General features: G+C 67.3%; 23 protein-coding genes. 8 read left to right on the top strand and 15 right to left on the bottom strand.

The features are described 5' to 3' along the window. Positions 1 to 52 precede the first annotated feature (52 nt). From AC1RGU_RS17780 to AC1RGU_RS17770, 3 genes are read left to right on the top strand one after another with little or no spacing between them, the layout of a single operon-like run. Positions 53 to 1,048 (top strand): SLAC1 anion channel family protein, encoded by a 996-nt coding sequence (locus AC1RGU_RS17780; RefSeq protein WP_492697074.1) that lies wholly within the window; start codon positions 53 to 55, stop codon positions 1,046 to 1,048. Next, positions 1,026 to 1,649: a DUF3501 family protein gene (locus AC1RGU_RS17775; protein WP_492697073.1), complete on the top strand. Its 624-nt coding sequence runs from the start codon at positions 1,026 to 1,028 to the stop codon at positions 1,647 to 1,649. The genes AC1RGU_RS17780 and AC1RGU_RS17775 overlap by 23 nt, the downstream gene beginning before the upstream one ends. Continuing rightward, a complete protein-coding gene (locus tag AC1RGU_RS17770) occupies positions 1,634 to 1,972 on the top strand; it encodes a DMT family transporter (RefSeq protein WP_487846848.1) in 339 nt (112 codons plus the stop codon). Before AC1RGU_RS17775 ends, AC1RGU_RS17770 begins: the two co-directional genes overlap by 16 nt. A 122-nt stretch (positions 1,973 to 2,094) precedes the next feature. Here AC1RGU_RS17770 and AC1RGU_RS17765 read toward each other — a convergent pair whose 3' ends face one another. Genes AC1RGU_RS17765 through AC1RGU_RS17750 form a run of 4 tightly spaced genes read right to left on the bottom strand, consistent with a single transcriptional unit; the run spans position 2,095 to position 5,022 of the window. Continuing rightward, entirely contained in the window at positions 2,095 to 2,652 is a 558-nt protein-coding gene (locus tag AC1RGU_RS17765; protein ID WP_062470062.1) for an NADPH-dependent FMN reductase, read from the bottom strand. A gap of 48 nt (positions 2,653 to 2,700) precedes the next feature. Then, a complete protein-coding gene (locus AC1RGU_RS17760) occupies positions 2,701 to 3,417 on the bottom strand; it encodes an amino acid ABC transporter permease (RefSeq protein WP_307590569.1) in 717 nt (238 codons plus the stop codon). A 14-nt stretch (positions 3,418 to 3,431) separates the two neighbouring features. Beyond that, a complete protein-coding gene (locus tag AC1RGU_RS17755; RefSeq protein WP_492697071.1) occupies positions 3,432 to 4,148 on the bottom strand; it encodes an amino acid ABC transporter permease in 717 nt (238 codons plus the stop codon). Between the two features lie 31 nt (positions 4,149 to 4,179). Continuing rightward, the gene (locus AC1RGU_RS17750) at positions 4,180 to 5,022 is read right to left on the bottom strand and encodes a transporter substrate-binding domain-containing protein (protein ID WP_492697069.1); all 843 of its coding nucleotides are present in this window, start codon (positions 5,020 to 5,022) and stop codon (positions 4,180 to 4,182) included. Positions 5,023 to 5,248: 226 nt separating this feature from the next. Here AC1RGU_RS17750 and AC1RGU_RS17745 point away from each other — a divergent pair, with 226 nt between their 5' ends. The 4 genes from AC1RGU_RS17745 (at position 5,249) to AC1RGU_RS17730 (ending at position 9,192) form a co-directional block, all read left to right on the top strand. After that, the gene (locus AC1RGU_RS17745; protein ID WP_492697068.1) at positions 5,249 to 6,232 is read left to right on the top strand and encodes an aliphatic sulfonate ABC transporter substrate-binding protein; all 984 of its coding nucleotides are present in this window, start codon (positions 5,249 to 5,251) and stop codon (positions 6,230 to 6,232) included. Positions 6,233 to 6,251: 19 nt separating this feature from the next. Beyond that, positions 6,252 to 7,478 (top strand): N-methyl-L-tryptophan oxidase, encoded by a 1,227-nt coding sequence (solA, locus tag AC1RGU_RS17740; protein WP_492697066.1) that lies wholly within the window; start codon positions 6,252 to 6,254, stop codon positions 7,476 to 7,478. Positions 7,479 to 7,543: 65 nt separating this feature from the next. After that, complete coding sequence (gene panE / locus AC1RGU_RS17735) at positions 7,544 to 8,476, top strand: 2-dehydropantoate 2-reductase (RefSeq protein WP_492697065.1); 933 nt, start codon at positions 7,544 to 7,546, stop codon at positions 8,474 to 8,476. A gap of 14 nt (positions 8,477 to 8,490) precedes the next feature. After that, positions 8,491 to 9,192 carry an aspartate/glutamate racemase family protein gene (locus tag AC1RGU_RS17730; protein WP_492697063.1) on the top strand — a complete coding sequence of 234 codons (702 nt, stop codon included), beginning with the start codon at positions 8,491 to 8,493 and terminating at the stop codon, positions 9,190 to 9,192. 3 nt (positions 9,193 to 9,195) lie between these two features. Here AC1RGU_RS17730 and AC1RGU_RS17725 read toward each other — a convergent pair whose 3' ends face one another. Further along, the gene (locus AC1RGU_RS17725; protein ID WP_492697061.1) at positions 9,196 to 9,504 is read right to left on the bottom strand and encodes a hypothetical protein; all 309 of its coding nucleotides are present in this window, start codon (positions 9,502 to 9,504) and stop codon (positions 9,196 to 9,198) included. Between the two features lie 10 nt (positions 9,505 to 9,514). Continuing rightward, positions 9,515 to 10,876 (bottom strand): NAD(P)/FAD-dependent oxidoreductase, encoded by a 1,362-nt coding sequence (locus tag AC1RGU_RS17720; protein ID WP_492697059.1) that lies wholly within the window; start codon positions 10,874 to 10,876, stop codon positions 9,515 to 9,517. A 132-nt stretch (positions 10,877 to 11,008) separates the two neighbouring features. Here AC1RGU_RS17720 and AC1RGU_RS17715 point away from each other — a divergent pair, with 132 nt between their 5' ends. Next, the gene (locus AC1RGU_RS17715; RefSeq protein WP_492697057.1) at positions 11,009 to 11,977 is read left to right on the top strand and encodes an alpha/beta hydrolase family protein; all 969 of its coding nucleotides are present in this window, start codon (positions 11,009 to 11,011) and stop codon (positions 11,975 to 11,977) included. A gap of 6 nt (positions 11,978 to 11,983) precedes the next feature. Here the strand turns inward: AC1RGU_RS17715 and AC1RGU_RS17710 are convergent, their stop codons facing one another. The 9 genes from AC1RGU_RS17710 to AC1RGU_RS17670 all read right to left on the bottom strand — a co-directional run bounded on the left by AC1RGU_RS17710 (position 11,984) and on the right by AC1RGU_RS17670 (position 20,097). Beyond that, positions 11,984 to 13,819, bottom strand: coding sequence for a family 2A encapsulin nanocompartment cargo protein cysteine desulfurase (locus AC1RGU_RS17710; protein ID WP_492697105.1), 1,836 nt, complete (start codon positions 13,817 to 13,819; stop codon positions 11,984 to 11,986). 66 nt (positions 13,820 to 13,885) lie between these two features. After that, entirely contained in the window at positions 13,886 to 14,818 is a 933-nt protein-coding gene (locus AC1RGU_RS17705; RefSeq protein WP_042579703.1) for a family 2A encapsulin nanocompartment shell protein, read from the bottom strand. Positions 14,819 to 14,882: 64 nt separating this feature from the next. Continuing rightward, positions 14,883 to 15,152 (bottom strand): helix-turn-helix domain-containing protein, encoded by a 270-nt coding sequence (locus AC1RGU_RS17700; protein ID WP_062470032.1) that lies wholly within the window; start codon positions 15,150 to 15,152, stop codon positions 14,883 to 14,885. Then, positions 15,149 to 16,069 (bottom strand): serine O-acetyltransferase EpsC, encoded by a 921-nt coding sequence (gene epsC / locus AC1RGU_RS17695; protein ID WP_062470029.1) that lies wholly within the window; start codon positions 16,067 to 16,069, stop codon positions 15,149 to 15,151. The genes AC1RGU_RS17700 and epsC overlap by 4 nt, the downstream gene beginning before the upstream one ends. 37 nt (positions 16,070 to 16,106) lie before the next feature. After that, positions 16,107 to 16,589, bottom strand: coding sequence for a rhodanese-like domain-containing protein (locus AC1RGU_RS17690; RefSeq protein ID WP_492697103.1), 483 nt, complete (start codon positions 16,587 to 16,589; stop codon positions 16,107 to 16,109). 470 nt (positions 16,590 to 17,059) lie between these two features. Continuing rightward, positions 17,060 to 17,275: a TOBE domain-containing protein gene (locus AC1RGU_RS17685; RefSeq protein WP_007829250.1), complete on the bottom strand. Its 216-nt coding sequence runs from the start codon at positions 17,273 to 17,275 to the stop codon at positions 17,060 to 17,062. 52 nt (positions 17,276 to 17,327) lie between these two features. Continuing rightward, complete coding sequence (locus tag AC1RGU_RS17680; RefSeq protein ID WP_095948670.1) at positions 17,328 to 17,924, bottom strand: malonic semialdehyde reductase; 597 nt, start codon at positions 17,922 to 17,924, stop codon at positions 17,328 to 17,330. A 16-nt stretch (positions 17,925 to 17,940) separates the two neighbouring features. Continuing rightward, positions 17,941 to 19,230 (bottom strand): O-acetylhomoserine aminocarboxypropyltransferase/cysteine synthase family protein, encoded by a 1,290-nt coding sequence (locus tag AC1RGU_RS17675; RefSeq protein WP_492697054.1) that lies wholly within the window; start codon positions 19,228 to 19,230, stop codon positions 17,941 to 17,943. A 36-nt stretch (positions 19,231 to 19,266) separates the two neighbouring features. Next, entirely contained in the window at positions 19,267 to 20,097 is an 831-nt protein-coding gene (locus tag AC1RGU_RS17670) for an ATP-binding cassette domain-containing protein (RefSeq protein WP_095745458.1), read from the bottom strand. Positions 20,098 to 20,099: the final 2 nt, after the last annotated feature.

Here is a 20,099-nt window from a genome sequence, read left to right as displayed (position 1 = left end):
GTTGGCGGAAACTTTCGTATATGGCACTTTCCGCCAACATACGGAGCAACAAATGACCGCCGATCTCCTCTCTGCTGAACAGCAGTCCCGCCCTGCAGTAACTGGTTCCATCCGAAATCTTCCTGTCAACCTTTTCGGAGCTGTCATGGGCCTCTCAGGCCTTGCACTGGGTTGGCGCCTGGCCACCCGGTCTCTTGGCTTTGGCGTGCAAGTCGCGGATGCCCTGAGCATCTTTTCCAGCCTCGTTTTTCTGGCCATCACGGTCGCGTATCTTTTCAAGCTGGTGAAGCATCCCGGCGCTGTCCTGGCCGAGTTCCGCCACCCCATCGCTGGCAACTTCTTCGGAACAATCACCATCTCGCTGTTGCTGCAGTCGGCCGTACTGGGCCACTACTTCGGGCAGGTGGGACTGGTGTTGTGGATCGTTGGCACCGTCACGACACTCCTGGTGAGCTACGTCGTCGTTTCCCGGCTGCTATCCGGCGGGGGCGACCCCTCGCACGCCGTGCCTGCCTGGTTGATTCCCGGTGTTGCCGCGCTGGACATTGCCGTGACCTTCGCCTACACCGATCTACCGGGCTCCGCCGAGACTTTGCGTGTCGCTGCCGGCATTGGCACGGCCCTCGCCTTGGTGATGTTCACGATGATCGTTGTGAGACTCGTGCAGCGAGAGCCGCTCGCTGCGGCCATGACGCCTTCTCTGATGATTCTCGTGGCCCCGTTTGAGGTTGGCTTCCTCGCCTACACCAATCTCACAGGCGAAGTCGACGCCTTCGCCGCAATGCTCTTTTACTTCGGTCTCTTCCTGTTCCTGGTTCTGGCGCCCAAAGTGTTTCGGCCGGGCATTGCGTTCGGTCCCGCTTGGTGGGCGATCAGTTTCCCCCTTGCCGCGCTCGTCAACGCTGCACTCAAATATGCGTCCGTGCAGTCATCACAGCCCCTGACGTGGCTTGCGTGGGGCTTGCTGATCCTGCTCACTGCGGCTCTGTCGCTACTGACTGTGCGGACCTTCCGTATCGTCTTCAATGGCAAACTCCTTGCGAACTGAAGTGACCGAAACTCAGCGCTCACCAAGAGGGTCGCAGCCCCTGTCACGAAGGCAGTTTGAGCAGGCACGCGGTACGCACAGCCAACGGCTTCTTGATCTCCGAGCCGCTCACAGCTTGCCGACAAGGCCGCCATACACCGTCAGTTTCGAAACCAAGGAGTCGCTTTGGCTGCAGGGTCAGGAAGCCTTGCATGCACAAGGACTCCGAGGAGAAGCGATTGGGAATGAAATCAGCAACTACGTTGCGATGGCTCCTGCACGCAACGAACTGATGGCGCGCATCACATTCGATCCCACGACCGGTCAACAAGAAGTTCCCTCAGCGTCTCGACGTGCCCAAGAAGCCGATGCCGAGCAGGCAACGGATCTGGTTTTCTGTGGGCATGCGGTAAGAGGCCAACTCAGTAAGCGCGCGTTTGAGCACGGCACAGCATCTGAGCTCGTCTTGTATGTCGGATTTCACTTGACGGACCAACAGGCCGCTCACTTCTGCCTCTTCAGCAGCAAGGTGTCCTTTCACGTTGGTCGCTCAAAGCACCGTGTTGCTTCTGTGCCCTTGATCTTGCGCATGCGACTCGCAGCCGAATGGGCCCAATCATGAATGCGGCGACCGCATGGTTAGCGCTTTTCGCTGCTGGGGGACTCGAAATCCTATTTGCCGTCGGGCTGAAATCGGCCACAAGATTCGACCGCCCTTGGGTGTTGGCAGGCACGATCGCTTCGCTTCTCGGCAGCCTGTCACTGCTCACCTTCTCGCTGAGGCATTTGCCAGTCGGTTCTGCCTACGCCGTGTGGACAGGCATCGGTGCGGTCGGAACAGCGATTGTGGGCATGGTTCTCTTGGGAGAGTCGGCTTCGGCACTCCGGCTACTTTGCATTGGGCTGATTGTCATGGGCGTAGTCGGGCTTAAATCGCTCCACTAGCGGTCCCGAAGAAACCCCTCGTCGTGAGGGGCGAGGAATCTTGTGCAACAGCTAGATGGCTCCGACACCGGAACGAAAAAGCCGCCCTTGGGGCGGCTTTTTCATGAGCGATTGCCTTGCGTTCAGGCTGCCGAATGGGCCTTGACCCAGGCCACGTACTTGTCCATCCAGCCCTGCAGGAACTTCTGCGTGCCTTCGTTGCCGATGTGGCCCTTGTCGTCGAACAGGCCTTCCTTGGCCTGCAGGAACACCTCGGGGCCGCCCATCGTGGGCGCGTCGAGATACGCCAGGATGTTGCGCAGGTGCTGCTGCGCCAGCGCGGTGCCGATGGCGCCCACCGAAATGCCGAGCACGCCGGTCGGCTTGCCGGCCCACACGCTCTGGCCGTAGGGGCGCGAGGCGTGGTCGATGGCGTTCTTCAGTACGCCGGGGATCGAGCGGTTGTATTCGGGCGTGACGAACAGCACGCCCTGCGCGGCGGCCACTTCGCTCTTGAGGCGCTTCACCTGCGCGGCCTGGTTGCCGTCGTCGTCCTGGTTGTACAGCGGCAGGTCGTCGATGCGCAGGGTCTCGAACGTGAAGTCCGACGGCGCGAGATGCGCCAGGGCCAGGGCCAGCTTGTGGTTGAACGAATCCTTGCGCAGGCTGCCGACGATGACGGCGATCCGGGTCTGTGCCATGGGTGGAACTCCTTGAAATGGAAAAGGCTGTCGGAATGACCGGGACGATTATGCGAAGCGCTCAAGACCTTTTCCAGAAAAGTTCATGACAACCGGCGCGCCCGCCTGCGCGCGGCGCACGACCCCGTGGGCCAGCCGGTCCAGCCCGGTGCACAGCAGCCAGTAGATCGCGCCCACCAGCACGAAGATCTCCGCCGGATAGACCATGGTGCGCGCGTTCACCTGCGAAGCCACGAACGACAGCTCGCCCACGCCCACCACGTAGGCCAGCGAGCTGTCCTTCACGAGCGTGACCCATTGGTTGACGAACGACGGCAGCATCATCCGCAGCGCCTGCGGCAGCACGACGTGGCGCAGCGTGCCCCAGCGCGTGAGCCCGAGCGACAGCCCCGCCGCCCACTGCCCCGCACCGATGCCGCGGATGCCCGCATGCACCGCGTGCGCCAGATAGGCGCCGCCCACCAGCGACAGCGCGCACATCACCGACAGCACGCCCGGCACGCTCACGCCCAGCGCGAACGGCAGCAGGAAGTAGGTCCAGAAGATCAGCATCAGCACCGGGATCGCGCGCAGGAACGCCAGCCCCAGCGTCAGCACGCGCTTGAGCGGCCCCCGCGCCATGGCCAGCCCGATGCCCCACGCCAAGCCGAGTAGCGCCGACGCGATGCCCGAGCCGGCGCTGAGCAGCACCGTGAGCGCCGCACCGCCCAGCTCGCCCTGCGGAAAGGCGCCCCACAGCAGGTACGGCAGGCTGTCCCACAGCATGTGCAATGCATCCGTCACGCAGTCGCCCTCCCCGACACCGCCGATTGCCGGCGCGCAGCCCACGCCGCCAGCAGCTCGATCGCGCCGATGGTCACGATGTAGAGCAGCGTCGCCACCCCGAAGGCCTGGAAGGTCTTGAAGGTTTCCGCCTCGACCTGGCGCGAGGTGTACGACAGCTCGACCAGCCCCACGGCCATCGCGAGCGAGGTGTTCTTGACGATGTTCATGTACTGCCCCAGCAGCGGCGGCAGCGCGATGCGCAGCGCCTGCGGCAGCACCACCTGCGCCAGCACCTGCGCGCGCGTGAAGCCCAGCGCCTGCGCCGCCAGCGTCTGCCCCATGGGCACGCCGCGGATGCCCGAGCGGATGTCCTCCCCCACGTAGGCCGCCGCATACAGCGTGAGGCCGAGCAGCGCCGACAGAAGCTCGAAGGAAATGAAGCGCCCCGCCAGCAGCCCTTCGCGCAGCGCCTCGGGCAGCAAACTGGGCGCGCCGAAGTACCAGAAGAAGAGCTGCACCAGCAGCGGCGTGTTGCGAAACAGCGAGACGTACGCGCCGCTCGCGCGCAGCCACGCGGGCCGGCTCGACGAGCGCCCCGCCGCCACGACGACGCCCAGCAGCGTGGCGCCCGCCGCCACCAGCAGCGAGGCGCCCACGGTCACGAGCCAGCCGTCGAGCAGCCAGCCGAGGTAATGGGGCGCGAGCAGGTGCTCGCGCAGGAAATCGCTCAAGGCCGCATCGATCCGGTCGTTGCGCGCCTCATCAGTTGGCGGCCACGCGCTGGTCGCCGATCTTCAGCAGGCGCGGCAGCGGCGCCTTGCTGTTCGGGCCGAACCAGGTGTCGTAGATCGCGACGGCGCGGCCGTTCTTCTCGCTGTCGACCAGCCAGGCGTTGAGCGTCTCGAGCAGGCGCGTCTCGCCCTTGGCCACGGCCGCGCCGAGGTATTCCTTCGACACCGTTATCGCCGGGATCTCGTACTTCTCCTTGTCGGGAATCGCGTTCCACTGCGCCGTGAGCTTCACGCCGTCGTTGGTGATGGCCTGCACGTTGCCGTTGCGCAGCGCGGCCAGCGCAAAGGGCGAATCGTCGTAGAGCACGACCTTGGCGTCGGGGTAGTTCTTGCGCAGGTTCGACTCCATCGTCGTGCCCTTCTCGGTGCCGATGCGGATGTCCTTGATCTGCGCGGCCTCCTTCAGCACGCCCTTCTTCGCGAGGAACTGCTGGCCGACCAGGAAGTACGGCGTGGTGAAGTCCACCGCCTTGGCGCGCTCGTCGGTGATGGTGAAGCTGGCGAACACCACGTCGGCCTTGCCCGAGGTGAGCAGCGGGATGCGGTTGGCCGGGTTGGTCGGCACCAGCTCGATCTTCACGCCCAGGCTCTTTGCGAACTCGGTCGCCAGGTCGATGTCGTGGCCCACCTGCTTCTTGCTGGCCGGATCGATGTAGCCGAAGGGCGGGTTGCCGTCGAACGCGGCCACGCGCAGCACGCCGGCCTTGCGGATGTCGTCGAGCTTGTCGGCCCAGGCGATGTTGCCCAGGGTGGTGAGAGCGCCGATTGCCAGGGCCAGGCTGGAAACGGTGAAAGAGTAGGTGTTGCGGGTCATGCCTGCGCTTCGCTGGAAGTGGAAAAAGAGAGCGCGACTCTAGGCAGCGCCGCGTGCGGCGCCAACGAAGCAATTTCCGCTTGCATATGCAGCGATGAGTTGCGCATGAACAAATGACAAAAGCTTCGTGGCGCGCGAAGGCATCGGCCCCTAGAGTGGCCAGCCTCTGCCTTCCGACTGACTGCTTTTTTCTTCTTCGGCCGCGCGATGCGGCCCCGCTCTTCCCATGCATTTCCCACGCTCTTCCTCACCCGCCGTCTCCCGGCGCCTTCTGCTTCGCGCCGGCGTCGGTGCCGCCGCCGTGGCCGCGTCGGCCCCGCTGTTCGCGCAGCCGCGCGCCCGCACGCTGCGCATCGGTTATCAGAAGTTCAACACGCTCAACATCCTCAAGGGCACGGGCCAGCTCGAGAAGGCGCTCGCGCCGGCTGGCGTGAGCGTCGAGTGGCGCGAGTTCCTCGGCGGCAGCCAGCTGTCGGAAGCGCTGGCGGCCGGCGCCATCGACTTCGGCCACGCTTCCGACGGCATCGGCGTGTTCCAGCAGGCCAGCGGCAAGGGCCTGGTCTACCTCGCGGCCGAAAGCCCCTACCCCGGCGGCGTCGGCTTCCTGGTGCCGCGCGACTCGCCGATCCGCAGCGTGCGCGACCTCAAGGGCAAGAAGGTTGTCACCGGCCGCGGCTACAACACGCAGTACGTGCTGATCCGCGCGCTCGAAGCGGCCGGCCTGCGCTACGAAGACATCGAGCCCGTCTACATCGTCACGGCCTCCGACACCGTGGCCGCCTACCAGTCGGGCAGCGTCGCGGCCATCGGCCTGTGGGACCCGTTCCTGGCCGGCGCGCAGGTGGCGACCGAGTCGCGCCTGCTGTTCGACGGCACCGGCCTGAGCGGCAACCGCACCTACCACTTCGCGCAACCCGCCTTCGCGCGCGCCAACGCCGACACGCTGCGCACCGTGTTCGCCGAACTGCGCAAGGCCAACGACTGGGCCCAGGCCCACCCCGGCGACGTGGTGGCCACGCTCGCGCCGCAACTCAAGGTCGAGCCCAAGGTGCTGGCGCTGGCGACCGAACGGCGGCACTATGGCGTCGTGGCGCTCACGCCCGCCATCGCCCGCGAACAGCAGGGCCTGGCCGACGTGTTCGCGCAGCTGAAGCTCATTCCCCAGCCCATCGCGGTGAAGGATGCGTTTCTCGACCTGAACCTTGTGTGACGACGAAACCTCTCGCCCCGTGACCCGTTCCCCTACTCATTACGACGCGATCGTCATCGGCCTGGGCGCCCTCGGCGCGGCCACCCTCTACCAGCTCTCGCAACGCGGCGCGCGCGTGCTCGGCATCGACCAGTTCGCACCGCCGCACGACCGCGGCTCCTCGCACGGCGATTCGCGCATCACGCGGCTGGCCGTCGGCGAAGGCGACGAGTACGTGCCGCTGGTGCACCGCTCGCACGCCATCTGGCGCGAACTCGAGGCGCGCACCGGCCGCCCGCTGATGACCACCACCGGCGGCCTCATCCTCGCGCCGCGCGACCGCGTGGCCGAGCACCACGGCAAGTCCGACTTCGTGCGCCGCACCATCGCCTGCGCCGAGCGCTTCGACATCGCGCACGAGGTGCTCGACGCAGCCGGCATCCGCGCGCGCTACCCGCAGTTCCACCTGCAGGGCGACGAGATCGGCTACCTCGAACGCGACGCCGGCTTCGTGCGCCCCGAAGACGCCATCGCCGCCCAGCTCGCCGTGGCCCGCGCCGACGGCGCACAGACCCGCACCGGCGAGCGCGTGCTGGGCGTCGAGCCCGTGGGCAACGGCGACACCGTGCGCGTGCGCACCGAAACCGCGAGTTTCACCGCAGACCAGGTGGTGGTCGCGGCCGGCGCCTGGTTGCCCGAGTTCCTCGGCCGGCAGGTGCGCACCGACTGGCAGGCCCACTTCTCGGTGCACCGGCAGGTGATGCACTGGTTCGACACCGGCCCCGCCGCCGCAGCCGACTTCGCGCCCGGGCGTTTCCCCATCTTCATCTGGATGTTCGGCGACGCGCAGGAAGACTACATGTACGGCTTTCCGGCCTCCGACGCGTCGCAGCCCGCACTGAAGGTCGCCACCGAGCAGTACGTCGACGCCACCACGCCCGACGCGCTCGAGCGCGAGGTGAGCGCCGAAGAAACCGCCGCCATGTACCGCGACCGCGTGGCCGGTCGCTTTCCGCAGATCGCGGGGCACGCACTCAAGGCCCGCGCCTGCATGTACACCGTCACGCCCGACCGCCGCTTCGTGATCGACGCGCTCGACGGCCTGCCGAATGTGCTGATCGTCTCGGCCTGCTCGGGCCACGGCTTCAAGCACTCGGCCGGGCTGGGCGACGCCATCGCCGACCGCGTGCTGGGCCGCGAGAGCGCGCACGACCTCGACCTGCGGCCCTTCGCCCGCGAGCGGTTGGCGGCCTCGCAACACCCCTGAGGCGCCCGCGCGCGATCCGGGGCATCATCGCTTCCGATCTTCAGTTTCTTCGGAGGCAGCGCGCGATGCGATTCCTGATGGTGGGTGCGGGAGCACTCGGTGGTTACTTCGGCGCACGCCTGCTCGCGGCAGGCCGCGATGTGACCTTTCTACTGCGTCCCGGCCGCGCGGCCCAGCTGGCCACGACCGGGCTCGTGGTACGCAGCCCCTTCGGCGACCTCGACCTGCCCACGCCGAAGCATGTGCTGGCCGAGCAGATCGGCGGCCCGTACGACGTGGTCGTGGTCGGCTGCAAGGCCTACGACCTCGACGCCACCATGGATTCGTTCGCGCCCGCCGTCGGGCCCGACACCGTCATCCTTCCGATGCTCAACGGCCTGGGCCACATCGACCGGCTGGTCGCGCGCTTCGGCGAGGCGCGCGTGCTCGGCGGCCTGTGCATGATCTCCGCCACGCTCGACGACGAGGGCCGCGTGCAGCACCTGAACGACATGCACAGCCTGAGCTACGGTGAACGCGTCGGCGGGCGCTCGCCGCGCGTCGACGCCATCGCGGCCCAGTTCGCCAGCGCGAACTTCACGGCCACCGCGAGCGAGACCATCGCGCAAGACATGTGGGAGAAGTGGGTCTTCATCGCCTCGGCCGCGGGCCTCACGAGCCTGATGCACGCCTCCATCGGCGACATCGTGGCGGCCGGCGGCGAAGACGTGGCGCTCGCGATCTTCGACGAGTGCTGCGCCATCGCCGCCCACAACGGCTTTGCCCCGCGGCCCGGCGCCCTCACGCGCGGCCGCGCGGTGGTCACGACCGCCGGCTCGCCCATGACCGCCTCCATGTACAAGGACATGGCCCGCGGCGCGCGCGTCGAGGCCGACCACATCCTGGGCGACCTGCTGGCCCGCGCGCCACGCGCCGCATCGACCACGCCTTCGGTGCTGCGCACGGCCTACGTGCACCTCAAGGCCTACGAGTTCCGGCGCGCCCACGAGGCCGATTGAACGGCAGCAACACCATGGCCGACACCCTCGCCTTCCTCCATACCGCGCAGGTGCATGTGCAGACCTTCGGCAGCCTGGCCCGCGAGATCGCGCCCGAGCTGCGCGTGCAGCACCTGGTGATGGAAGAGCTGCTCGCCGATGCGCGCACCCTGGGCGTCGACCATGCCGGCCTGGTGGCGCGCGTCCACGAAGCCATGCGCGACGCCGCCTCGGACGGCGCCTCGGTGGTCGTGTGCACCTGCTCGACCATCGGCGGCATCGCCGAGAAAACCGCCACCGGCGGCGCCTTCGCCGCCCTGCGCATCGACCGCGCCATGGCCGACCGCGCCGTGCGCAACGGCCCGCGCGTGCTGATCGTCGGCGCCGTCGAGAGCACCATCGACCCGACCCTGTCGCTCGTGCTTTCAGCCGCGCGGCAAGCCGGTGTCGGCATCCGCGCCAGCACGCTGCTGGTCGACGATGCCTGGGTGCACTTCCAGTCCGGCGACATCGCCCGCTACGTGACCACGCTGGCGGAATCGATCCGCGCCGCGGCCGACGGCACCGATGTGATCGTGCTGGCGCAGGCGTCGATGGCGCCGGTGACGGGGTTGCTGGCGGACCTCGGGGTCGATGTGCTCAGCAGTCCGCAGCTGGGGGTGGCACATGCCGTGGCCACGCTGCGCGCGTCGAGCACAGCCTGGGCGACCGGGCGCGAAGACCTGCGGGGCTGGTAGCGCCTACAGCAGGAACACGGACGCGAGCACCAGCGCCGGAAACAGCAGGACCAGCGTGGCGCCCATGGCCAACGCACAGCGAGCCCATTTCTGACGCGTGTTCTTCTGCGGTGAAAGAACGTCCCACCACAGCACGACCGTCGCCATGCCCTGGAGACCGAGGTGCCAGGCCAGCGCGCGATAGAGGCAGGTCAATGCCATATAGCCGCAGGTGCGGGCATCGCCATAGCCGTTGTAGCTCCAGACGGCCATGAGCAACCCGAGGCCGACCAGCGCCACGCCAATGGTGGTTCGGGACACCCGCACGGCCATGCGCCTGGCCTCAGTCCGACTTCTGGATCGTCTCCCCCTTCAACGCCCCCATGTCGCGGATGTTGAAGCGGTGCTGCTTCCACCCCGCCATGGTGCGTCGGAAGTTGGCCAGGGAGATGCCGTAGTACAGCACCTTGAACATGCGCAGCGCGCCCCACATCGGCGTGCCCTTGTAGATGTCGCCGGCCAGCAGCGACATCAGCGCCTCCTTCACCCGGAACGGGTTGCCGGGGTACATGAACATGTCGCGGATGGTCGGGTTGGTCACGCGGTAGATGAACCACGAGTACTCGCGCGGCCCCTTGCGCATCATGGCTTCGAAGCCTTCGCGCGCGCGGGCCAGTTCGGTCGGCTGGTCGAGCGCGGTGGCCACCAGCTCGGCGCCGTCGAAGGCGCTGTGCATCGCCAGGTACACGCCCGAGGAGAACATCGGGTCGATGAAGGTGAAGGCGTCGCCCAGCAGCAGGTAGTTGTCGCCGGTGGCGTGCGTGCTCGAGTACGAGAAGTTGCCCGTGGCGTGCACCGCGTCGTCGACCAGGGTGGCGTTCTTCAGGCGGTCGGCCAGCACGGGGCACAGGGCGATGGTGTCGTAGAAGAATTCCTTCAGCGATTTTTCGCGCGTCTTCAGGTAGTAGGGCCAGCACACCGCGCCCACGCTGGTCGTGCCGTCGGCCAGCGGAATGAACCAGAACCAGCCGTGCGGAAACCAGCAGATGCTGATGTTGCCTTCCTTCTTGCCCTCGAGCCGCTCGGCCTTCGTGAAGTGGCCGAACAGCGCGGTGCTGTTGTGGTCGGGGTTCTTCTGTTTGCAGCGGAATTTGTTGGCCAGCAGCGTGTCGCGGCCCGTGGCGTCGATCACGAAGCGCGCGCGCCAGCTGCGCTTGGCGCCGTCGTCCATCACGGCCTGCACGGTGGCGCCGTCGGCGTCGAAGGCCACGTCGCGCACCTTACAGCCTTCGAAGGTCTGGGCGCCGCGCGTGGCGGCGTTGCGGAAGAGCAGCTCGTCGAGCTCGGAGCGACGCACCTGCCAGGCGGAGTCGAGCGACTTGTCCCAGCCTTCGGCGAACTCCACGTAGCTGCGGTGCTCATGCTCGGGCGAGACGAACTCGATGCCGAACTTCGGCATGCCGATCTTCTCGACCTGGTCGCGCACGCCGAGCTTGTCGAACAGCTCGACGTTCGCGGGCAGCAGCGATTCGCCGATGTGAAAACGCGGATGGTGCTCTTTCTCGACCAGCACCACCCTGCGCCCCTGCTGCGCCAGCAGCGCCGCGACGGTCGAACCCGCGGGGCCGCCGCCGATCACGAACACATCGCAGGAATCGCTGACAGAAGAAGGAGCACCGGAAGAAGAAACCTGAGGCTGGGACATGCGAAGACAAGCAGCGTGATGGACAGCGACAGAGCATAGCGCGCCCGCATCGCACGACGCAAAACGGGCTGGCGGCACGGGGCCGGAGGCGGCACACTGGCGGCCCGTTCAGCCCTCGACCCCTTGCGCACCATGACCCTGCATCGCCTTGCCCTGCTTGCCGCCCTCTGTGTGTCTGCCGCATGGAGCCATGCGGCGGGGTTCAGCTTCATCGAAGTGCCGGCCGACAAGGACGGGCCGGCCTTGCGCGGCGCCGTGTGGACGCCCTGCGAGGCGGCGCCCGGCGAGATCGCGTTCGGCCTGATCGCCATTTCGGCCACCAAGGACTGCCCCATTGCCGGCACGGGCCTGCCGCTGGTGCTGATGTCGCACGGCTCGGGCGGCTCGTTCCTCGGGCACCACGACACGGCGGCGGCGCTGGCCGACGCGGGCTTCGTGGTCGCCGCCATCAACCATCCGAACGACAACTTCCAGGACATGGAGCGCCGGGGCCATCTCTCGACATTTGCCGCACGGCCCGTCGACATGCGCCGGCTGGCGGATCACATGCTCAAGGCGTGGCCTGGGCACACGAAGCTCGCCGCCGATCAGGTCGGCTTCTTCGGTTTCTCCCGCGGCGGCTACACCGGCCTCGTGGCGACGGGCGCGGTGCCCGACTTCAAGCTGGGCCTGCGCTTTTGCACACCAGCATCGAAGATTCCGTTCTGCGGCCAGATCCAGCGCCAGGAACTGCCCGCGCCGCCGGCGCGCGATGCGCGCATCAAGGCGGCGGTGATCGTCGATCCGTTGAGTTTCTTCGATGCCGAGGGATTGAAGCAGGTCACGGTGCCCATCCAGCTCTGGGCCTCCGCGCGTGGCGGCGACGGGGTGACGCTGGACGACGTCGAAGCGGTTCGCCGCAACCTGCCTTCAGCGCCGGACTGGTACGTGCCCGCGAACACCGCGCACTTCGCCTTCCTGGCGCCCTGCGCGCCGGCCATGGCCAAGGCCTTGCCGGAGATCTGTAGCGATGCCGGCGGCTTCGACCGCATCGCCTTCCACGCCGACTTCAATGCCAAGGTGCTCGCCTTCTTCAGGCAGCACCTGGCATCGAAGCCCTGAGCCGGCTCAGCGCGTACGCCGCTGGCCCGCGAGCCGCCGCACCACCGTCACCAGCCGGTCGATCTCGTCGAAGGTGTTGTAGAACGCCAGCGACGGCCGCACCGTGGTCTCGACGCCGAAGCGCCGCAGGATCGGCTGCGCGCAGTGGTGGCCCGTGCGCACCGCGATGCCCTCGTCGTTCAGCGCATGGCCCACTTCCTCGGTGGTGTAGCCGTCGAGCACGAAGGACATCACGCTCGCCTTGTCGGTCGCCGTGCCGATCAGCCGCACGCCGGGAATCGCACCCAGTTGCGCCATGCCGTACACCAGCAGGTCGTGCTCGTAGCGCGCGATGTTCTCGATGCCGACCTTGTTCACGTAGTCGATGGCCGCGCCCAGGCCCACGGCATCGGCGATGTTGCCGGTGCCGGCCTCGAACTTGTTCGGGATCGGCTGGAACACGGTCTTCTCGAAGGTCACGTCGGCAATCATGTTGCCGCCGCCCTGCCACGGGGGCATGTCTTCGAGCACCTCGCGCTTGCCCCACACCACGCCGATGCCGGTCGGGCCGAATACCTTGTGGCCTGAGAACACGAAGAAGTCGGCGCCGATGTCCTGCACGTCCACGCGCATGTGCGAGACCGACTGCGCACCATCGACCAGCGCCTTGGCGCCCGCGCGGTGCGCCAGCTCGACGATTTCCTTCACCGGCACCACGGTGCCCAGCGCGTTCGAGACCTGCGTGACGGCGACGATCTTCGTGCGGTCGTTGAGCAGCTTGCGGTACTCGTCGAGCAGCACCTGCCCCGAATCGTCCACCGGGATCACGCGCAGCTTCGCGCCCTTGGCGGCGGCGAGCTGCTGCCACGGCACGATGTTGGCGTGGTGCTCCAGGTTCGACACGATGATCTCGTCGCCCTCGCCCACGTGCTGGCCGCCCCAGCTCTTGGCCACGAGGTTGATGGCCTCGGTGGTGCCGCGCACGAAGATCACCTCTTCGACTTCCGGCGCATTGATGAACTTGCGGACGCGCTCGCGTGCGCCCTCGTACGCATCGGTCGCACGCGCAGCGAGTTCATGCGCCGCACGATGGATGTTCGAGTTCTCGTGCTCGTAGAAGTACGCGATGCGGTCGATGACCGACTGCGGCCTGTGCGTGGTGGCCGCGTTGTCGAACCACACGAGCTGCTTGCCGTTCACCCGCTCCTGCAGGATCGGGAAGTCGCGGCGCACGGCATGCACGTCGAACGGCGGATGCTGGCCGCTGCCGGCGAGCGGTACGGCATCGGGGCCGCGCGGATCGGGCTTGGCCGGCGTGACGAAGCCGTTGGGCAGGCGCACCGCATCGACGAAGTAGAACTGCGCGTCGCGTCCGGCCGGTGCCGAAGGCGGGCTCGGTGGCAACGCAGGCTGCGCGGTCGGCACGGCAAGGCCCGCGAACGGATCGTGGATCGCGAAACCGTCACGGGCAACGGCCGTCGGATGTCCGTAGCTGTTGTTCAGGAAGTAGAACGGCGATGCGGAGGCCGCCTGCGGCGACGCAGGCGCCCCCACCTGCTGCGGCACGCCCTGCACCACGCCGCCCGAGCGCGGCTCGAAGGCCGGCGCCACCGACAGCACCGTGTCCGGCACGCCGTTGCCCGCCACCGCATGCGGCAGCAAGGCCGGCGCGCGGTTCGCGAGCGACGGCAGCTGCGTGGGCGATGCAGGCAGCACATTGGCGCCCGGAATCTGCCCCTGCGGGATCGGCGTGCCCGGCACGCTCGGCCCGAAGCCGGCAGGACTCACCAGCGGCGAGCCCGGCGGTGCGACGTTGGCGGGAAACTGCGCGCCCGGCGGCGCGGAGAACATGGCGCTGGCCATGCGCGCGAGAACGGCCGGATCGAACGGCGCCTCGCCCGGGAACGTGGGTGTGCTGCTCACCGCGGCTTACTTGTAGGTGTCGGGATAGTCGTGGTACTTGCCGATCTCGACGTCGTCGAGCACGGCCAGCGCGTCGGTGGTCAGCACCGCGAGCGAGCAGTACAGCGAGATCAGGTACGACGCGATCGCATGGTTGTTGATGCCCATGAAGCGCACCGACAGCCCCGGGCTCTGCTCGCCCGACAAGCCCGGCTGGAACAGCCCCACCACGCCCTGGCGCTTGTCGCCCACGCGCAGCAGCAGGATCTTGCTCTTGCCGTCGGCCACCGGCACCTTGTTCGACGGAATCAGCGGAATGCCGCGCCAGGTGATGAACTGCGAACCGAACAGGCTCACCGTGGGCGGCGGCGTGCCGCGGCGCGTGGCTTCGCGCCCGAACGCGGCAATGGCCAGCGGGTGCGTGAGGAAGAACGCGGGCTCCTTCCACACCTTGGTCAGCAGCTCGTCCAGGTCGTCGGGCGTGGGCGCGCCGGTCAGCGGGAAGATGCGCTGCTCTTCGCTCACCTGCGCCAGCAGGCCGTAGTCGGGGTTGTTGATGAGCTCGCTCTCCTGGTTCTCCTTGATCGTCTCGATCGTCAGGCGCAGCTGCTCCTTGATCTGGTCGTGCGGGCTGCTGTACAGGTCGGAGATGCGGGTGTGCACGTCGAGCACGGTGCTCACGGCATTCAGGTAGTGCTCGCGCGGGTTCTCTTCGTAGTCGACGAAGGTGCGCGGCAGCTGGTTCTCTTCTTCGCGCGAGGTGCAGGTGACCTTGATCGACTCGGGGTTCTTGACCTTGTTGACGCGGTAGATGCCCGCTTCCACCGGCACCCATTGCAGCAGGTGCGTCAGCCAGCGCGGGCTGATGGTCTCGAGTTGGGGAACGGTCTTGGTGGCGTTGGCTAGCTGGCGGGCGGCGTTGTCGCCAAGGGCGGTGGTACCACCGACTGTTGCACTCATGGATCAAGGCTCCGTGGGTTGAGGAAAAAGTGATCGCCAGTGTCTGGCGACCACGGGTTTCCCCTCAACAGGCTATAGCCGCCAAGTTGATCCGCCGTGCAAGGCGCGACTGCTCCAGTTGCTCGCAACGCGCGAGCAGGTTGACGATGTTGATGCCCAGTGCGGTGGCCAGCTTCTGCGCCGTGACGATCGACGGGATCACGCGCCCGCGCTCGATCTCTCCCACGTACGAGCGGTTCAGATCGGAACGCTCTGCCAGCTCTTCCTGTGACCAGCCCTGCCCTTCGCGCAGCTGGCGCACGGTGACGCCGAAGTCTTCGACAAAGGCTTTCATACGCTGCCCGCCTTCGGTGCGCTGTTGTTCTGCAGGCTGGCCTGCGTGACGCTGGCACCGGGCTTCACGTCGTCGGTGATCCACACGTTGCCACCGATGACCGCGCCCTTGCCGAGCGTCACGCGGCCCAGGATGGTGGCGCCCGCGTAGATGACCACGTCGTCCTCCACCACCGGATGCCGCGGCAGGCCCTTCTGCAGGTTGCCTTCGGCGTCGGTGGGGAAGCGCTTGGCGCCGAGCGTGACGGCCTGGTACAGCCGCACGCGCTTGCCGATGACGGCCGTCTCGCCGATCACGACGCCGGTGCCGTGGTCCATGAAGAAGCCCGCGTCGATCGTCGCGCCCGGGTGGATGTCGATGCCGGTCTGCGCATGCGCCAGCTCGGCGACGATGCGCGCGAGCAGCGGCAGGCCGAGCTCGTAGAGCCGGTGCGCGAGGCGGTGGTGGATCATCGCGAGCACACCCGGATAGCACAGCAGCACCTCGTCGACGCTGCGCGCCGCGGGGTCGCCCTGATAGGCCGCGAGCACGTCGCTGTCGAGCAGCCGGCGCAGGCCCGGCAGCGCATTCGCGAACTGCCGCACCGCTTCGGTGGCCGCAGCGTCGATCTCGCTAGCGGGGCGCGGCGCCAGCCGTGCGTTGAAGTTCAGCTCGAGCCGCGCCTGCACCAGCAGCGCCTGCAGGGCAGCGTCGAGCGTGTGACCCACGTAGAAATCCTCGCTCTCGTGGCGCAGGTCCGGCGGGCCCAGCCGCATCGGAAAGAGCGCGCCCTTGAGCGATTCGACGATCTGCGCCAGCGCATCGCGCGACGGAAACTCGCGCGCACCGGGCTCGCGCGAACGGCGCTGCGAATCGCGCCATTCGTCACGCACCTCGTGCAGGGCGCGCACGATGTCACTCACTTCGAATTGAGCCATGTGTTTTTTCCTCCCGTGTGTTTCTATCGGTGTGGGTTCAGTCCTGCACCCACGGCAGGCCATGGAAACGCCAGCCGTCGGACCCGCCGCGATGCTGCTGCACATCGATCTCGCCCTCGAAGCCTTCGAGCACGTTGAACACCTGCGTGAAGCCGGCCTTGGCCGCGGCTTCGGCCGCCAGCGCGGAGCGCTTGCCGCTGCGGCACAGCAGCAGCACCACGGCCTCCTTGCCGCCGTCCTTGGCCAGCTTGGCTTCGAGCTCGCGCACGAAGCGCGGGTTGCGGGTGAGCGCGGTGCCTGTGGCCCAGGCCACGTGCAGGCTGTCGGGCACGTGGCCGACGAACTTGCGTTCTTCGCCGGAGCGCACGTCCACGAGCAGGGCGTGGCCGTCCTGCACCAGCTGCCAGGCCACGGGGGGCGTCACGCCGCCGGCGTAGGGCCAGTTCTTTTCGATGGCTTGAGCGCGCGCCTGTTCGAGGGCGGGCGGCAAGGCGATGACGTCTTCAACTTCCACGGACATGCGGTTCGGCTCCTGTTGTACGTTGGTCATTCCATCTTCCTTGATGGCGATAACCACCACTGTAGGAGTGCGAAGGCCAAGGTCAAACGACTCAAAAGTCGATTCTTAACAACCTTGTGATCTATGGGGGGCTGGGTCTGGGTGCTTCAGGGCGCGCTCCCGCCGACGGGGTACCTTGCTCCGCGAATGTCCCCCGCCCTTCGGGCTCCTCCTTGATTTCGCTGCGCAAGGCACCCCATCGACGTGAGCGTCATGCGCAGCGGTCGTTGATCGGCGAGCACAACGACAGCGCCCGGTGTGCTCAGGACACTGGGTGCTTTCCGCAGCGAAATCAAGGAGGAGCCGAAGGCGGGGGACATTCGCGGAGGGAAGTACCCGGTGGCCTGGGCACACGCCCCGAACCAGCGACCTCAAACGAAAAACCCCGGCACCAAAGACAGCACCGGGGAATCGCAAAGCCCGAGGGTCCGTCAGAGCTTGGCGATCGAAACTTCGGTCGACTTCACGAGTGCGACCACGTCGGAACCCACCTTCAGCTGCAGCTCGTCGACAGAGCGCGTGGTGATCACGGAAGTGACGATGCCCCAGGCGGTTTCGACATCGACTTCGGAGACGACGTCGCCGCGGATGATCTCGCGGACCTTGCCCTTGAACTGGTTGCGGACGTTGATGGCTTGGATGGACATGGTGATTTCTCTTTCAGGGTTGACAGGGGTTGTGAGTGAAAACGGCCGGCGCTCAGACGATCTCGGCCACGTCGTCGAACGCCAGCCGGGGCCCGCGTTCGAAAGTGCCGGCGTGGTCGGCCACGCCGAGGTTGACGAGGAAGTTCGCGCGATAGCGGCCGTCGGGGAAGAAGGCCTTGTCGACCAGGTCGGCGTTGAAGCCCGACTGCGGCCCCGCGTCGAGCCCGAGCGAACGCGCCGCCAGGATCAGGTAGGCGCCCTGCAGGCTGCTGTTGCGAAAGGCCGTGGCCTGCGCGGCGTCGGCGCTCTTCTCGAAGAAGGGCTTGGCGTCGTAGGCCGGGAACTGCGTGGGCAGGTGCTCGTAGAAGCGCGTGTCGTGCGCCACGATCACCGTCACGCCAGCCTGCAGCGTCTGCGCGGTGTTGCCCGCCGACACCGCCGGCTTGAGCTTGGCCTTGGCCTCCTCGCTGCGCACGAACACGTAGCGCGCGGGCTGGGCGTTGTAGGCGGTCGGCCCCCACTTCACGAGGTCATACAGCTGGTGGATCAGCGCGTCGGTCACGGGTACCGGCTTGAAGGCGTGCACTGTGCGCGCCTTGCGAAAAAGCTGGTCCAGCGCGGCGTCAGGGATGGCTTGCAATGTGGTCATTTCTTGGAACGCTGTGTCAGTTCGATGCGGCGGCCAGGGCCTGGTCGAGGTCGGCAATCAGGTCGTCGATGTGCTCGATGCCCACCGACAGGCGCACCGTGTCTTCCGTGACGCCGGCCCTTGCCAGCTCTTCGGGCGACAGCTGCCGGTGCGTGGTCGATGCGGGGTGCGTGGCCAGCGAGCGCACGTCGCCAATGTTCACGAGGCGCGTGAAGAGCTTCAGCGCATCGAGGAACTTCGCCCCACCCTCGCGACCCGCGCCGATGCCGAAGGTCAGCACGCCACTCGAACGACCGCCGAAGTATTTCTTCGCCAGCGGGTAGTCGGCATGGTCTTCGAGCGCGGCGTAGTTCACCCAGTTGACGGCCTTGCTCTGCTTCAGGTGCTGCGCCACCGCCAGCGCATTGCTGCTGATGCGGTCCATGCGCAGCGCCAGCGTCTCGATGCCCTGCAGGATCAGGAAGGCGTTGAACGGCGAGATGGCCGCGCCCGTGTTGCGCAGCGGCACCACGCGCGCACGGCCGATGTAGGCGGCCGGGCCCAGCGCCTCGGTGTAGACCACGCCGTGGTAGCTCACGTCGGGCTCGTTCAGGCGCTTGAAGCGCTCCTTGTGCTCGGCCCACGGGAACTTGCCCGAATCGACGATGGCACCACCGATGCTGGTGCCGTGGCCGCCCAGGTACTTGGTGAGCGAGTGCACCACGATGTCGGCGCCGTGCTCGATGGGCCGGCTCAGGTACGGCGAAGGCACGGTGTTGTCGACGATGAGCGGCACGCCGTGGCGGTGCGCAATTTCGGCGATGGCCGCGATGTCGGTCACGTTGCCCGCCGGGTTGCCCAGCGACTCGACAAACACCGCCTTGGTGCGCTCGTCGAACAGCTTCTCGAAGCTGCTCGGGTCGCGGTGGTCCGCGAAGCGCGTGGTGATGCCGAACTGCGGCAGCGTGTGGGCGAACAGGTTGTAGGTGCCGCCGTACAGCGCCGTGCTGCTGATGATGTTGTCACCGGCCTCGGCGATGGTCTGGATCGCGTAGGTCACGGCCGCCTGGCCCGAGGCCAGCGCCAGCGCCGCAATGCCGCCTTCGAGCGCGGCCACGCGCTGCTCCAGCACGTCCTGCGTCGGGTTGTTGATGCGGGTGTAGATGTTGCCCGGCACCTTCAGGTCGAACAGGTCCGCGCCGTGCTGCGCGCTGTCGAAGGCGTAGGCCACGGTCTGGTAGATCGGCGGCGCGACCGCGCGGGTGGTGGGCTCGGGCGAGTAGCCGGCGTGGACCGACAGGGTTTCGAATTTCCAGTTCTGCGACATGCGACTGCCTTTCAAAGGGGGAATGGATGAAACGACTCAGATCGCCCAGCGCAAGGCATGGGCTTGAGGCGTGAGCCAGCTGGCATCGGTGCTTTCCACATCGGTCTCTTCGGACTTCTGCAGCACCCGGTCGAGGATTCGTTTTTCGATGGCGGCAAAGGCCGGGTCGCCCTGCGAGCGCGGACGGGCCAGCGCGATGTTCTCGTCGAGCGCGATGCGGCCGTCCTCGATGAGGATCACGCGGTCGGCCAGTGCCACGGCTTCCTGCACGTCGTGCGTCACCAGCAGCGCGGTGAAGCGGTGGCGCTGCCACAGGTTCTCGATGAGACGGTGCATCTCGATGCGCGTGAGCGCGTCGAGCGCGCCCAGCGGCTCGTCGAGCAGCAGCAGGCGTGGGTGGTGCACCAGCGCGCGCGCCAGGGCCACGCGCTGGCGCTGCCCGCCCGACAGGCGCGCCGGCCATTCGTTCTCGCGGTCGGCCAGGCCGACCTGCGCCAGCACTTCCTTGCCGCGCGCCTTGGCATCGTTGGGCAGGCCCAGCGTCACGTTGTCGAGCACGCGGCGCCAGGGCAGCAGACGCGCCTCCTGGAACATGATGCGCGTGTCGTCGTGCAGGCCGCTCACGGCCTTGCCGTCGGTGTAGAGGCCGCCGGACGTGGCTTCCTCGAGGCCCGCGATGAGCCGCAGCAGCGTGCTCTTGCCGCAGCCGCTGCGCCCGACGATGGCGATGAACTGGCCCGGCTCGATGGTCAGCTGCGTGTTGCGCAGCACCTCGCGCGCGCCATAGCGCTTGTGCAGGCCGCGCGCCTCAAGGCGCACGCCACCGGCGATGGCTTGGGGTTGGATGTCTTTGAGAACGGCACTCATGA

Source organism: Variovorax sp. GW823-FHT02B07 (genome assembly GCF_058797695.1).
Note: the sequence above shows the minus strand (reverse complement) of the source record. Positions and strands in the feature narration are given on the sequence as shown.

Coding starts and splice junctions, on each gene's coding strand:
- AC1RGU_RS17780 (WP_492697074.1), top strand. CDS start 53: ATGACCGCCGATCTCCTCTCTGCTGAACAGCAGTCCCGCCCTGCAGTA.
- AC1RGU_RS17775 (WP_492697073.1), top strand. CDS start 1,026: ATGGCAAACTCCTTGCGAACTGAAGTGACCGAAACTCAGCGCTCACCA.
- AC1RGU_RS17770 (WP_487846848.1), top strand. CDS start 1,634: ATGGGCCCAATCATGAATGCGGCGACCGCATGGTTAGCGCTTTTCGCT.
- AC1RGU_RS17765 (WP_062470062.1), bottom strand. CDS start 2,652: ATGGCACAGACCCGGATCGCCGTCATCGTCGGCAGCCTGCGCAAGGAT.
- AC1RGU_RS17760 (WP_307590569.1), bottom strand. CDS start 3,417: ATGCTGTGGGACAGCCTGCCGTACCTGCTGTGGGGCGCCTTTCCGCAG.
- AC1RGU_RS17750 (WP_492697069.1), bottom strand. CDS start 5,022: ATGACCCGCAACACCTACTCTTTCACCGTTTCCAGCCTGGCCCTGGCA.
- AC1RGU_RS17745 (WP_492697068.1), top strand. CDS start 5,249: ATGCATTTCCCACGCTCTTCCTCACCCGCCGTCTCCCGGCGCCTTCTG.
- panE (WP_492697065.1), top strand. CDS start 7,544: ATGCGATTCCTGATGGTGGGTGCGGGAGCACTCGGTGGTTACTTCGGC.
- AC1RGU_RS17730 (WP_492697063.1), top strand. CDS start 8,491: ATGGCCGACACCCTCGCCTTCCTCCATACCGCGCAGGTGCATGTGCAG.
- AC1RGU_RS17725 (WP_492697061.1), bottom strand. CDS start 9,504: ATGGCCGTGCGGGTGTCCCGAACCACCATTGGCGTGGCGCTGGTCGGC.
- AC1RGU_RS17720 (WP_492697059.1), bottom strand. CDS start 10,876: ATGTCCCAGCCTCAGGTTTCTTCTTCCGGTGCTCCTTCTTCTGTCAGC.
- AC1RGU_RS17715 (WP_492697057.1), top strand. CDS start 11,009: ATGACCCTGCATCGCCTTGCCCTGCTTGCCGCCCTCTGTGTGTCTGCC.
- AC1RGU_RS17710 (WP_492697105.1), bottom strand. CDS start 13,819: ATGGCCAGCGCCATGTTCTCCGCGCCGCCGGGCGCGCAGTTTCCCGCC.
- AC1RGU_RS17705 (WP_042579703.1), bottom strand. CDS start 14,818: ATGAGTGCAACAGTCGGTGGTACCACCGCCCTTGGCGACAACGCCGCC.
- AC1RGU_RS17700 (WP_062470032.1), bottom strand. CDS start 15,152: ATGAAAGCCTTTGTCGAAGACTTCGGCGTCACCGTGCGCCAGCTGCGC.
- epsC (WP_062470029.1), bottom strand. CDS start 16,069: ATGGCTCAATTCGAAGTGAGTGACATCGTGCGCGCCCTGCACGAGGTG.
- AC1RGU_RS17690 (WP_492697103.1), bottom strand. CDS start 16,589: ATGTCCGTGGAAGTTGAAGACGTCATCGCCTTGCCGCCCGCCCTCGAA.
- AC1RGU_RS17685 (WP_007829250.1), bottom strand. CDS start 17,275: ATGTCCATCCAAGCCATCAACGTCCGCAACCAGTTCAAGGGCAAGGTC.
- AC1RGU_RS17680 (WP_095948670.1), bottom strand. CDS start 17,924: ATGACCACATTGCAAGCCATCCCTGACGCCGCGCTGGACCAGCTTTTT.
- AC1RGU_RS17675 (WP_492697054.1), bottom strand. CDS start 19,230: ATGTCGCAGAACTGGAAATTCGAAACCCTGTCGGTCCACGCCGGCTAC.
- AC1RGU_RS17670 (WP_095745458.1), bottom strand. CDS start 20,097: ATGAGTGCCGTTCTCAAAGACATCCAACCCCAAGCCATCGCCGGTGGC.